The sequence below is a fragment of the Dehalococcoides mccartyi 195 genome, from assembly GCF_000011905.1.
Taxonomy (GTDB): domain Bacteria; phylum Chloroflexota; class Dehalococcoidia; order Dehalococcoidales; family Dehalococcoidaceae; genus Dehalococcoides; species Dehalococcoides mccartyi.
Genome location: NC_002936.3, coordinates 1,342,259 through 1,355,186 on the forward strand (window position 1 = coordinate 1,342,259; position 12,928 = coordinate 1,355,186).

At 49.4% G+C, this 12,928-nt stretch carries 14 protein-coding genes; 8 read left to right on the top strand and 6 right to left on the bottom strand.

The annotated features are described in order from the left end of the window. The 6 genes from trpC (at position 1) to thyX (ending at position 5,273) form a co-directional block, all read left to right on the top strand. Positions 1–780: an indole-3-glycerol phosphate synthase TrpC gene (trpC, locus tag DET_RS07615; protein ID WP_010937161.1), complete on the top strand. Its 780-nt coding sequence runs from the start codon at positions 1–3 to the stop codon at positions 778–780. Further along, a complete protein-coding gene (locus tag DET_RS07620; RefSeq protein WP_010937162.1) occupies positions 777–1,436 on the top strand; it encodes a phosphoribosylanthranilate isomerase in 660 nt (219 codons plus the stop codon). Before trpC ends, DET_RS07620 begins: the two co-directional genes overlap by 4 nt. Beyond that, a complete protein-coding gene (aroF, locus tag DET_RS07625) occupies positions 1,430–2,452 on the top strand; it encodes a 3-deoxy-7-phosphoheptulonate synthase (protein WP_010937163.1) in 1,023 nt (340 codons plus the stop codon). Before DET_RS07620 ends, aroF begins: the two co-directional genes overlap by 7 nt. Beyond that, entirely contained in the window at positions 2,440–3,639 is a 1,200-nt protein-coding gene (gene trpB / locus DET_RS07630) for a tryptophan synthase subunit beta (protein WP_010937164.1), read from the top strand. Before aroF ends, trpB begins: the two co-directional genes overlap by 13 nt. Then, on the top strand, positions 3,636–4,403 hold the full coding sequence (gene trpA, locus DET_RS07635) for a tryptophan synthase subunit alpha (RefSeq protein ID WP_010937165.1): 768 nt from the start codon (positions 3,636–3,638) through the stop codon (positions 4,401–4,403). The genes trpB and trpA overlap by 4 nt, the downstream gene beginning before the upstream one ends. 282 nt (positions 4,404–4,685) lie before the next feature. Continuing rightward, positions 4,686–5,273 (top strand): FAD-dependent thymidylate synthase, encoded by a 588-nt coding sequence (gene thyX / locus DET_RS07640; RefSeq protein WP_010937166.1) that lies wholly within the window; start codon positions 4,686–4,688, stop codon positions 5,271–5,273. Between the two features lie 33 nt (positions 5,274–5,306). Here thyX and DET_RS07645 read toward each other — a convergent pair whose 3' ends face one another. The 6 genes from DET_RS07645 to DET_RS07675 are packed head-to-tail and all read right to left on the bottom strand — an operon-like array spanning position 5,307 to position 11,533. Then, positions 5,307–6,242, bottom strand: coding sequence for an ATP-binding cassette domain-containing protein (locus DET_RS07645; RefSeq protein WP_010937167.1), 936 nt, complete (start codon positions 6,240–6,242; stop codon positions 5,307–5,309). After that, a complete protein-coding gene (locus DET_RS07650; RefSeq protein ID WP_010937168.1) occupies positions 6,236–7,204 on the bottom strand; it encodes an ABC transporter ATP-binding protein in 969 nt (322 codons plus the stop codon). Before DET_RS07650 ends, DET_RS07645 begins: the two co-directional genes overlap by 7 nt. Further along, entirely contained in the window at positions 7,201–8,040 is an 840-nt protein-coding gene (locus DET_RS07660) for an ABC transporter permease (RefSeq protein ID WP_010937169.1), read from the bottom strand. The genes DET_RS07650 and DET_RS07660 overlap by 4 nt, the downstream gene beginning before the upstream one ends. 1 nt (position 8,041) lies before the next feature. Continuing rightward, a complete protein-coding gene (locus DET_RS07665) occupies positions 8,042–9,016 on the bottom strand; it encodes an ABC transporter permease (protein WP_010937170.1) in 975 nt (324 codons plus the stop codon). A 59-nt stretch (positions 9,017–9,075) separates the two neighbouring features. Continuing rightward, the gene (locus DET_RS07670) at positions 9,076–10,707 is read right to left on the bottom strand and encodes an ABC transporter substrate-binding protein (RefSeq protein WP_010937171.1); all 1,632 of its coding nucleotides are present in this window, start codon (positions 10,705–10,707) and stop codon (positions 9,076–9,078) included. A gap of 4 nt (positions 10,708–10,711) precedes the next feature. Beyond that, positions 10,712–11,533, bottom strand: coding sequence for a class I SAM-dependent methyltransferase (locus DET_RS07675; RefSeq protein WP_010937172.1), 822 nt, complete (start codon positions 11,531–11,533; stop codon positions 10,712–10,714). A 288-nt stretch (positions 11,534–11,821) separates the two neighbouring features. Here DET_RS07675 and DET_RS07680 point away from each other — a divergent pair, with 288 nt between their 5' ends. Both DET_RS07680 and crcB read left to right on the top strand, forming a co-directional pair. Continuing rightward, complete coding sequence (locus DET_RS07680) at positions 11,822–12,268, top strand: MarR family winged helix-turn-helix transcriptional regulator (RefSeq protein WP_010937173.1); 447 nt, start codon at positions 11,822–11,824, stop codon at positions 12,266–12,268. A gap of 248 nt (positions 12,269–12,516) precedes the next feature. After that, positions 12,517–12,909 carry a fluoride efflux transporter CrcB gene (gene crcB, locus DET_RS07685; RefSeq protein ID WP_010937175.1) on the top strand — a complete coding sequence of 131 codons (393 nt, stop codon included), beginning with the start codon at positions 12,517–12,519 and terminating at the stop codon, positions 12,907–12,909. The last annotated feature ends 19 nt before the right edge of the window (positions 12,910–12,928 follow it).

Here is a 12,928-nt window from a genome sequence, read left to right on the forward strand (position 1 = left end):
ATGATTTTGGAACGTATTGTCACCGACAACCTGCCTGATTTGGAGCGGAGAAAAATGCGGCTGCCATTAGCAAAACTGCAGGAATTGGTACTGGACATACCCTATCTACCCATTGACATGGCCATGAAGCTTAAAGGGCGGCAGGTCAGGCTGATTGCCGAGGTAAAAAAAGCCTCTCCGTCAAAAGGGATAATCCGCCCGGATTTTGACCCGGTGGATATTGCCGGCATATATGCCCGAAACGGGGCTTCCGCCATTTCGGTTTTGACAGAAGAACACCATTTTATGGGAAGCCTTGACAACCTGAAGAAAATACGCGAATCAGGGGTGGCATCAAAGCTGCCACTTCTCCGTAAGGATTTTATCCATGACCCGTATCAGGTATATGAATCCCGCCTGTACGGGGCAGACGCTATTTTGCTGATAGTAGCCATGCTGTCTCCCGAAAGGTTACAGGAACTGCTTTCACTCAGCCATAAGCTGGGCATGAAATGTCTGGTGGAAGTGCATACCCGGTCAGAGCTGGAAATAGCTTTAGAGAGTAATGCCCGGATTATCGGCCTGAATAACCGTGATTTGCATACGTTTAAAATAGACCTAACTGTAACCGAAAGGCTTCGCCCCCTGATACCCCCTGAGTGCATAGTTGTCAGTGAAAGCGGCATTCAGACCAGAGCAGATATTTCCCGTCTGGAAGAACTGGGAGTAGATGCAGTGCTGGTAGGAGAAGCCTTAACAGCCTCGGTTGATATTGCCGCCAAAATGAGGGAACTGCTGTGATTAAGACTAAGATTTGCGGCTTGACAGAGGTTGGACAAGCCTTGGCCACAGCCCGGACAGGGGCTGACTTTGCCGGAGTGGTATTTGCCGAAAGCAAACGGCGCATCACCACGGAGAAAGCACTTGAGATAGCCGAAGCCCTGAAACCACTAAACCCAAGACCGATGCTGGTAGGCGTCTTTGCCAACCAGACGGCAGAAGAAGTAAACCGGATTGCCTCCGTCTGCCGTCTGGACAGGGTACAGCTAAGCGGTAACGAAAGCTGGGAATACTGCAATCAGGTAAACCTGCCGGTTATCAAGGTTATTCACGTTGCCGAAGGCACTACCGCCGAACTGGTTATTCAGGAAATACAGGCCGGGCTTAAAGCCCTGAAAAAAACACCCGTATTCCTGCTGGATACCCATACCAAGGCCTTATTCGGAGGCAGCGGTCAAAGTTTTGACTGGCAGATTGTAAAACAGGTCTCTCTGAAATACCCCGTCATGGTGGCCGGCGGACTTAATCCGGAAAACATACAGGGATTTATAAAAATAGCCAAACCATGGGGAATAGACGTTGCCAGCGGAGTGGAAACAGACGGGATAAAAGATACAGCCAAAATACACCTTTTCATTGAACGGGTGAAAGATGCGGATGGTAACCGGATATGTTAGTAATAATGAAAAACGATGCAACTCAGGAACAGATAGATAACGTCATCCGTGAGATTACGGATGCAGGCTACCGGGGCATACCCATACCGGGTGACCACCGAACCGCCGTCTGCATAGTGGGCAATCAGGGTATGGTGGAGGAAAGCCCTTTTCTGGCACTGGAAGGTGTGAAAGAAGTATTGCGGGTGACCAAGCCCTATAAACTGGTCAGCCATGAAACCTGCCCCAAACCGACAGTTATCCGTCTGGGAGAGGTAGAAATAGGAAACGGCTGCAAACCGGTTATCATTGCCGGACCTTGCTCGGTGGAAAGTGAAGAACAGACCCTCCGCATAGCCCGTCAGGTAAAAGAGGGCGGTGCCAAGCTCTTCAGGGGAGGGGCATTCAAACCCCGCACTTCACCCTACAGCTTTCAGGGTTTGGGCAAAGCCGGCCTCAAAATACTGGAAAAAGTACGCTCTGAAACTGGGTTGCTTATTGTTACCGAAGCCACCGACTCTGAAAACCTGAAGCTGGTTGAAGCCAGCACAGATATTATCCAGATAGGTGCCCGAAACATGCAAAATTACTCTCTGTTACGCAGGGCAGGCCAGACAAAAAAGCCGGTCATTTTAAAACGGGGGCTGTCAGCCACTATTGAAGAACTGCTGATGGCAGCCGAATATATAATAGCCGAAGGCAACACTCAAGTTATTTTGTGCGAACGGGGTATCCGCACCTTTTCGGACAATACCCGCTTTACACTGGACCTAAGCGCCATCCTGTCCGTCAAGGCCTTAAGTCACCTGCCCATCATAGTAGACCCCAGCCATGCCGCCGGACGCCGTGATTATGTTATCCCCCTGTCCAGAGCAGCCATTGCAACAGGGGCAGACGGACTGATAGTAGAAGTCCATTCAGACCCGCCCAGCGCTCTGTCTGACGGGGCGCAGTCTTTGTATCCGGAACAGTTTTGCCAATTGGTTAAAGAGGTGGAATATTTAAATATGCTGGGAGTAGAAAAATGCCTAAAGTAGATAGCACCGGTAAACCGGGGTATTTCGGCAAGTATGGCGGGCAGTTTGTACCTGAAATACTGGTGCCAGTCCTAAACGAACTGGAACAGGCTTATGAACAAGCCAAAAAAGACGAGACTTTCCAGTCACGCCTGAAATCCCTTTCAAACACCTTTTCGGGGCGGCCCACTCCGCTGTATCTGGCAGAAAGGCTGACTGAACATCTGGGGGGTGCCAGAATTTACCTGAAAAGGGAAGACCTGGCCCATACAGGTGCCCATAAAATCAACAACGCACTCGGTCAGGGGCTGCTTGCCTTGCATATGGGAAAGAAAAGGGTAATTGCCGAAACAGGGGCGGGGCAACACGGGGTAGCCACCGCAGCTGTTTGCGCCATGCTGGGGCTGGAATGCATTGTCTATATGGGCGAAGATGACATCAAACGTCAAGCCTTGAACGTATTCCGCATGAAGCTGATGGGAACGGAAGTCAGAAGCGTATCTTCGGGCAGCCGTACCCTGAAAGACGCCATCAATGAAGCTATGCGTGACTGGGTAAGCAACCCGGAGACCACTTATTATATAATCGGTTCGGTGGTCGGCCCGCGCCCTTATCCGGCTATGGTACGGGATTTTCAGGCAGTTATCGGGCAGGAAACCAAAGCCCAGTCCTTAAGACAGCTGGGGGGACTACCTGACTGCATTGTTGCCTGTGTTGGCGGAGGCAGCAATGCCATGGGTATTTTCTATGATTTCATACCAGACCAAAGCGTACGTCTTATCGGGGTGGAAGCTGCCGGCAGCGGCATCAGCACCGGCAAACATTCGGCCACCCTTAGTGCCGGCAAGGTGGGTATACTCCACGGCGCCATGTCCTACCTGCTTCAGGACGAGCATGGACAGGTGATTGAAACCCACAGTATTTCGGCCGGGCTGGATTATCCCGGCGTAGGACCTGAACACAGCTACCTGAAAGATAATAAGCGGGTGGAATATGTTTCGGTCACAGATGAAGAAGCCCTGAACGGCTTCAAACTGCTATGCTCGCTGGAAGGGATAATGCCTGCTCTGGAATCTTCCCACGCCATTGCCCATGCCCTGAAAATAGCAGTCGGCATGCCGAAAAACAAAAATATAGTCATAAACCTCTCCGGCAGAGGGGACAAAGACATGGATATTGTTCAAAAAGCAATGGGGGTAAAGATATGAGCCGTATCAGTGATGCATTCCAAAAACGAAAATCTCTTATAGCTTACATAACAGTCGGCTACCCGGATATTGAAACCACCCTGCGGCTGGTGCCTCTGCTGGAAGAAAACGGGGTGGATATTATAGAGCTGGGTATTCCCTTCTCAGACCCGCTGGCAGACGGAGTTACTATTCAAAATGCCAGTTATCAGGCACTCCAGAACGGGGTGACGCCTGAAGTCTGTTTATCTGTTGCCGCCCTGCTCAAAGAAAAAATCTCCATACCCATGGTATTCATGGGCTATTATAATCCCATTTACAACTACGGACTGACCAAGTTCTGCCAAAAGTGTGCAACTGCGGGTGTAAGCGGATTTATTATTCCTGACCTGCCGCCGGGAGAAGCCCAAGACATAGACTTTGCCGCCACAGAAGCCGGCTTGGATATAATCTTTCTGTTAGCCCCCACCAGTACCGACGAACGGATTAAGCTAGTTGCCGCCAAATCACGGGGGTTTATTTATCTCGTTTCCCACTCAGGCGTTACCGGGGCAACTGCCAACTTGCCGGCTGATTTGAGCAGTTTTGTAAACAGGGTAAGGAAAACCGCCCGCCAGCCTCTGGCAGTGGGCTTTGGTATTTCAACCCCCGAACAAGCCCAAAATATCGCAAAATTTTCCGACGGGATAATAGTAGGCAGCCGTATCCTGCAGCTTGTCCAGACAGACCCTTCACTTGAAAAAGTAGCCACATTTATCAGGCAACTCAGACAATCATTAGACTAACCGAAAAATCTGCTTTATGCTGAATAATTTCGGCTACTAATCTATAAAAACCGGGGGATAGCAACAGGGGAGGTTAACCTCCCCGCTGTACTTAGTAATATATTGTATCTTTCTACTTGAATAGATGGACATATTATACTTTATTTTTTCATTTAGAATTACTATATATCAGCCAAAACTCCATTTGAAGTGAACGGTACACCCAAATGCTCTACCATGGCTGTTTCCGCTTGTGAAAATACTTCTGAATTGGTATCCTTTCGGCATAAGGAGACGCCTTTTATGGAATATAACGTAGAAGTAAAACTGCTGGCCATTACTCCGGATGCCGAAAATCTGGCAGAACAAGCCGGACGGCTTTGTTACGCCAGCGGCAATAAACTTGGCAGCAGCCAGGACTGGCTTCAGACACGCATCAAACAAGGGCACGAAAGCCTGCTTGAGCATGTTTCGGCCACTTTTTATATAAAGGCCTCACGGGTGGTTACCCATGAGCTGGTCAGACACCGTATTGGCAGTTACTCCCAGCGAAGCCAGCGTTACGTTAAGGAAAATCAGGCCGAGTTTATCACCCCGCCTGAAATTACCGAAGGAGATAGTGCCAAACTGGCGCTGTTCAATCAGGCTATGGAAAGCGCTTGGGATTCCTACCGCAAACTGCTGGAAGCGGGTATAAAGCCTGAAATAGCCCGTTACGTACTGCCCAATGCCTGTGCCACCGAGATTATCTGCACCTGGAATTTCCGCGAACTGCGGCATATTTTGAAACTGCGCACTGCCCCGTCCGCCCAGCCGGAAATGAGGGTAGTAGCTAACCTAATCCAAGAGATACTGAAAAAAGAAGCCCCCAAGATATTCGGAGACCTCTAAGCCACAGGCAATGAGATTTCGCCCCCGCTTAATTCAGGCTAAATGACAGGCGCAGAGATGATTTTCAGACACCTCTTTCAAAAATGGAGTTTCCTGGTGGCAAATCGGTAAATGCACCGGGCAACGCCCGGCAAAACCGCAGCCTTGCCCGTCTTCAGCATGGTGATGCAGGTCATGGCCTTCTTCAAGCCCCAGTGCCAGCCCTGCCAGCAGCATTTTCGTATAGGGGTGAACAGCCGAAGACATATTTCCGCTTTCCATTACCTCAACCAGCTTGCCCCGGTACATGACTGCCACACGGTTGCAAACTGAACTAATCATCTGTAAATCATGGGAAATAAGCAGGTAGCTTAAACCGTATTCCTCTTTAAGCTCCAGCATAAGCTTGAGCAACTGGTAACGAAGGATAGTATCCAGCCCGCTCAAAGGTTCATCAGTGATTATTATTTTAGGCCTTACCAGCAGGGTTCTGGCAAGTGACACCCGCTGACGCTGCCCGCCGGACAGTTCCGTGGGGTAGCGACCCGCAAGCGAAGGAGGAATAAAAGTTTTCTCCATAATGGCTGAAACCAAATCTTGTCTTTCAGCCTTATCTAAGTGCCGGTTTATCTTTAGAGGCTCTTCCAAAAGCTCTACAAGCCTCATGCGAGGGTCCAGAGTTGAATCCGAGTCCTGCAGTATTAGCTGGACTTCGCGGCGGTATTTTTTGAACTCAAAGGCATCCATTTTTTGCAGGTCACTCCCCCGGTATAATACCTGCCCGCCAGAAGGGCGAACCAACCCTGCCAAGGCTCTGGCCAGAGTGGTCTTGCCCGAACCGCTTTCACCTACCAGACCCAGTATCTCTCCGTTTTTCAGTTCAATACTCACGTCGGAAACAGCCCTGATGGTGTGGTCTGGGTGCTTCAAACGTACCAGCGGGTTATGCCTGACTACAAAATGGACTGACAGATTTTCGGCTTTTAACACAGCTTCATCCCGCTTTGGGTATAAAGATGGCAAACCACTCTGCTATTGTCCAGACAAACTTCAAGGGGTAATTCTTTAAAACAAATCCCGGTTGCCTGTGGACAGAACGGGGCGAAACTACAACCTTCATTATCTCCCAGTAAATCCCGGCTTTCAAAACCTGTCAAAGGTATATCAAGATAATCTCCGGCTTGCTGGCATTTCATAAGCAGGCGGCTGTAAGGGTGAAGGGGGTTTGACATCAGGCTTAAGGTATCACCATACTCCACAATCCGCCCGGCATACATTACCCCCAGCTTTGGGCAGAGGGTTTTCAGAGCAGGTAAGTCATGGCTGATAACCAGCAGGCTGGTTCTTTTGGATGCCTCTTTCAGTATATTCAGGGTGGTGGTACGGGTATTGGCATCAAGTGCGGTAGTAGGTTCGTCTGCCACCAGTAAATCCGGCTCTGAAAGAAGCGCCATGGCCGTCAGCACTCTTTGGCGCATACCCCCGGACAGCTGGTGGGGATAGCTTTTTAAAATATGCTCAACCGAATGAATATCACCCAATCCCAAATCCGAAAGTAACCTTCTAGCCCCCTCCAGCCTTATGTCAGGCCTGTTCAGGTTCACGCAAACCTCGCCTATCTGTTCACCCACCTTTAAAAGGGGATTGAGAGCGGTAGACTGGTTTTGAGGGATAAGGGCAATCTGCCTGCCCCTTATATGGTTCAGCTCAGCTTCGGGCAGATTTACCAGCTCTCTGCCGCTGAAAAGTATACTGCCGGTTATAATTTTACCGGGTTGCTGCAGCCCCAGCAGGGTATAGACAAGTACAGTCTTGCCGCAGCCGCTCTCCCCCATAATACCCAGATTACAACCCTCTTCAAGGTGCAGATTCAACCCGTTGTTAGCCCGCACCAGACCGGCAGGAGTCTCAAAATAAACGTGCAGGTTGGAAACTACCAGCAGGTTTTTCATCTGTCCAGTATCCTTTGCAACCGGGGATCAGTACGGTCTTCAAAACTCATATTGATAAAGGTCAGCCCCAGTATGCACAGGGTAATGCACAGTCCCGGCGGCAGATACCACCAGTACAGGTTCTGGACAAATCCTCCCCGTGAAAAAGCATAATGAAGCATCATGCCCCAGCTTTTTTGAGACGGGTCACCCAGACCCAGAAAACTCATGGAAGCCTCAAGGAGCAAGGCCACCGCCACCGCCAGAATAAACTTTGCAGCCACCAGTGGCAATACATTCGGAAGTACATGCCGCCACATCAGGCGGAATTCACTTGCCCCCATAATACGGGCGGATTCCACGTAACCGCTCTGGCGGATAGTAATCACCTGCGAACGGATTACCCGTGCCGTCCCCGGCCAGAGAGTCAGGGCGATAACCAGAATAATATTCCAGATACTGGGTCCCAGATATACCGAAAGGAGTATTACCAGAGGCAGAGCCGGTATAACCAGAAATATATCAGCCATACCCATCAGTACATTATCCAGCCAGCCGCGGCGGAATCCTGCCCAGATACCCACCGCCACCCCCAGCAAAGTAGCCAGAGAGGCAGATACAAAACCTACCCACAGGGATACTCTGGCAGAATAAACCAGCTCGGAAAATATATCCTGCCCCACGTCATTAGTCCCCAGCAGATGCTGGGCAGAAGGGTGCAGAAAAGCCTGTCCGTAAGTCCACGGGTCATGCGGGGAAATCAGCGGAGCAAATACCGCTGAAAGCACGAATATCCCCAGAAGTACCACCCCGAAGAACAGGAGTTTATTTGCGGTCAGTTTTTTAAGGATATTCATCTTAAGCTGTCCTCGGATCAAGGCGTCTGTAAAGCAGGTCTGCCGTCATGTTAGCCAGCAGGACACAAACTGCAATAATTAAAAAGGCACCCTGAATAAGTGGATAATCACGCGCCCCGATAGCTTCATAAATAAGCGTCCCCATGCCCGGCCAGGAAAAAACGGTTTCCACCAGCAGTACTCCCGAAAAAAGCATGCCAAACTGAATAGCGGTAACCGTCACCAAAGGAGCAAGTGAATTTCTGAGTATATGTTTAAAAAGAATCCGCCCGCGGCTGAGCCCCTTGGCTCTGGCCATCAGGATATAATCTTCTCCGCAAATGGAGATAACCGTATTTCTCATAATCAGAAAATCATAGGCCGCCTTAAACAGGGTAATAACCAGCAGGGGCAGCGCCATATGCCAGAGCAGGTCTGCAAAATAGGCAAAACCGCTCAGCCCGCCGGTAGTCACCTTGCCCATGGGAAACCAGCCCAGATTGAAGCTGAAAAACATAAGCATAAGCATGGCAATCCAGTAATGAGGCATGGCATAAACCAGCATAAAACCGCTGGTCAGACCTATGTCCAGAGGAGTCTTCCGGAAATAGCCCGCCACCAACCCGGCCAGCCCGGCAAGGAGCGCCCCCAGTATAATAGCCGGCAGGATAAGTACCAGCGTCCATAGCAGATGCCCGCCCACTGCCTCCAGAACCGGCTGCATATACAGGTACGAGTAGCCCCAGTCACCGCTAAAGAGTCCGCCCAGATAGTCACCGAACTGCTGGTATACGGGTTTGTCCAGCCCCAGTTCAGCTGAAAGAGCGGCCACATCCTCCGCGGTATAGTAGGCCTGTTCACCCAGTATATTTTTAACCGGGTCTCCCGGCATAACTCTGGGAATAAGAAAATTTAAGGCAATAATAACTATAAGTACGATGCTGTAACGCAGCGCCTTACCCAGAAAGCTGGCCGCAGGGTGATAATGTCTTTGCATATTTTATAAAGTGAATAAAGGCTGACCGGGATATAAAAACCCCGGCCAGCCATAATACTCTAGGGGGACTGGACACTCAAGAAGGAAAATCCGTTAAACACCCCGCCATAGATACTATCTATCACCCAGCCTGACCAACCCTGCCGGTAAGGGTAGACACTCTCAGTCCAGGCCAGGGCAATACCCGGCAGATACTCGGCGGTAAGTTCCTGTATCCGGAGGTCAAGCACCGCCTGCTGGGCAGGGTCAGCCGTAGCCAGTCTGGCGTCACAGGCGGCCAGATATTCAGCCGCGTCCAGATTGTGCAAAACACCCTGACCGGTACGTCTGGAGTCAAAGTACCCCGAACCATGCCCGGCATGCATCAGAGTACCCCAAGGAGTAGCCCCGAACAGAACCATATCGTAGTCAAGTGCATCTTTTACCGAAGCCCAAGCCGAAAGGTCCAGGGCTCTTATCTCTACCCCAAGCCCAATCTCAGACAGGGCATCCCGCAGTATTTCAGCCAGACGCATATTGGTAGACTGGTCAGATCTGGCCAGCAGTCTCAGGGAAATATTCTGTCCGGATGAATCCTCACGGATACCATCCCCATCTGTATCCAGCAGTCCGGCCGCATCCAGCAGGGCATTGGCCTCTGCAGGATTATATGCCAGAGAAGGCAGGTCAGCATTGAAATTGGGGTGGGTGGGGGGAACAAAACCGGTGGTAGGCACACTACCGTAGCCCGCATAAAAGTATTCTATTATCTGCTGGTAGTTTATAGCCGCCGCAATAGCCTTGCGGACATTTATATCGCTGGCAGGGCCGTCTTCAAGGTTAAAACCCAGCGCAGACGGCACACCCAGATAGGTACTGGTCTCAAAGTCCACCTTACTGGACTTTATCAGGGCGGGTATGCTGGTATAGGGGAAAGTCCCGGAGTAATCCCACCAGGTATCTATATCACCTTTGGCAAGTGATAAAACCAAAGCGTCCATATTCTGGTAAATATCCACCTCAAGGCGGTCAATGGTGGGCTTGCCCTGAAAATAGTCTTCGTTAGCCTTGAAGATAAACTTGCCGGAAGAAAGGTCAAAACTTTCAAATACGAACGGACCCGAACCGACTGTCATATCCGTCTGGTTATACTTAAGCGGGTCAGTCACATCCTGCCAGATATGTTTGGGGACAATGGAATAGGTCATAAATTCGGTCAGAAGGTTACCGTAGGGACGGGACAGAGAAAGGGTAACTGTATCCCCCGAAAAGCTGACATCAGCTATTACATCTTTCATCCAGCTGGCCGAAGCAATGTAATCACGGTAGTATTCCACAGAAAAGGCCACATCTTCAGCCGTCAGCTTAGTGCCGTCATGCCAGTAGGCATTATCCGCAATGGTAAAAACAAATGTCTTAGCGTCATCTGACACTGTCCATGATTTGGCCAGCCAGGGCTTGATGGACATGTCATCCCCCAGCCTTATCAGGCTGTCATGGGTAGTCAGGTTAGTCAACACCCCGTACCAGTAGTCACTGAAGCGGTTGGTCGTCTTGAAGGGTTTGGTAGAACCGACCTTCAGGGTAATAGCCGTGGCAGTATCATCTGCATTGGGTGTTGTCTGCTCACAGCCAGCAAACAGGCTTAGCGATATCACTGCCGCCAGACCGATAAGCCAGACTTTCTTAAACTTTTTCCAATTTTTAATCACCAGATTACTGAACCTCCTTTTTAATCCAGATAAGGGCATCTCTATTCTGGCGTTTCAGCCAGACCTGTCCGCCCTCAGTAAAAGTTTTACCGCTATCCGTCAGATGTTCTTTCAGCTTGGCAAGCTCTTCCGGATTGAGCCCAGGGTTGTAGGAGAACATCTCCAGCTGGACATCCAGCAGTATCTGATAATTACGGTAAAACACCTCTACGTCAGGGCTGAAACCCATCTGGTAGAGTACGTTGTATATATAAATATAATCAGGCGAGGCCTGCAGCCCGAAAAGAGTCTTCAGAATAGGGCGGAGGTCGTTGCCGGCAGTGTGGACAATAAACACATTCTTAGCGGCCAGAGTTATCATCTTTTCCAGTGCCAGGCGGATATTCTCCATTTCCAGCGAATAAACCGCCATGACATGGTCATGACAGCCTATTTCTTCGGGCAACAGTTCTTCCCACGGCTGGCTGACTAGCCTGATATTGGCAAGTAACTCTTTTTCAATCTCAGCCATCAGCAAACCTGACTGTCTGGGTGAAGGCTCAATGGCAGTTACTTTTACACCCTGTTTGGCCAGAGGAATAGCAAACGAACCGGCACCGGCACCAATATCCAGCAGGCTTTCACCCCCGCGGGTAATGCCAATAATCCGTTCAAGCAGTTTCCCGGGGTAATCACGGTTGACATACAGGCTCATCCAGCTCTGGTATTTCTGCCAGAAATCCTCGCGGCTATGCCCCTGCCGCTCAAGATTAGCCCTCAGCCCTCTTTGGGCAGTAGCGTCATCCCAGGCTTTAGCCCAGTCAATATCCGAAGCAGGTCTGTTCATATCACCATCTCTTATGCAATATTAAGCAATTGCAACTAGTTGCATTAGAATATAACAAATACCAGAACCCTGTCAAGCCGTAAACACACTTCCAGACTCCGGAAGTAACCTTGCAGAATCACTCCCACGCCAAACGACAGACTGCAAGCTGAATAACCGATATTGGTGCTATATATGTATTATTACATATGTATATGCGTATTTTTTTAAAGTACTTGCCCTGATATGTTATAATGGCGCGCACGTTTTATTTAATGGGGGAAAGAAACAAAAAGCATAATGGTAGAAATGTTCGACAAACTGAATCACAGACTTTATCACCACTTCAGCTGTACCTATCTAAGTATTTTGCGCTATATGCAAAAGCGAATGGCTCACGATACCGAATATACCCTTGAGCAAATGTCTATTTTGAATATGCTCAGAAATCTGGGCAAGGCTGATGTGGATACCATGGCCCGCCTTATAATCAAAGAGCCAAACACTCTCCTCCAGATAATGAACCGCATGGTAAAAAAAGGGTATCTGGAAAAACAGAAGATTGGCCGCAAGACAGTTTACCAGATAACTGAAGAGCACCGTGCCAAGCATAACCCTGAGTTATTCAATGACTATACCCAAGATATTTTTGACTGCTTCACTCAGGAAGAAAAGGATAAATATCTTGAGCTTTCAGACAAGCTGTTCAATTCGGTAAACACCAAACTTAACAACTATTTCGTAGAATACGAATAATCTCCAGCCCCGTTTATCAATCACCGTTGTTCCTCCGCTTTTGACAAATATTGTCTCCAGCCGGAGGGATGGCGGGACTGATATCCCTCTAAAACCACTTGGATTTCAATTTATTTTATTCATCTGCTAGAATATTTTGTCTGGTGCATTCCGGCAGGCAGATAGCCTGCATTTACTGCCGTCATTCCGGGGCAAAAAACGCCTCTTTTCGGCGTATCTGTTCATCAGCATTTAAAAGAGGTGTTTAAATGGGCGAAATACTGCTGCTGGCGGCAGGCGGGGCTTTGGGTGCAGTCAGCCGTTACGGGCTGAATAACCTTACCGTCAAATTGTTGGGAGATAGCTTTCCTTACGGAACCCTGATTGTAAACTGCCTGGGCTGTTTCGTGCTGGGCTTCCTGATGCAGTGGGGATTCAGCTCCGACAGCCACAATACCCACCTGAAACTTATGCTGACAGCCGGTTTTCTGGGGGCTTTCACCACTTTTTCCACCTTCAGTTATGAAACTTTAGACTGCTTTAAAAATGGCGACTACTTTAACGGTTTTTCCAATATTCTGGCCAATGTTCTGCTGGGTCTGCTGATGGTATTCATAGGAGCGTATCTGGGCAGTCTTTTAAAACAGAACAGCGGAACATAATAAAACAGCCTCCGAAAGA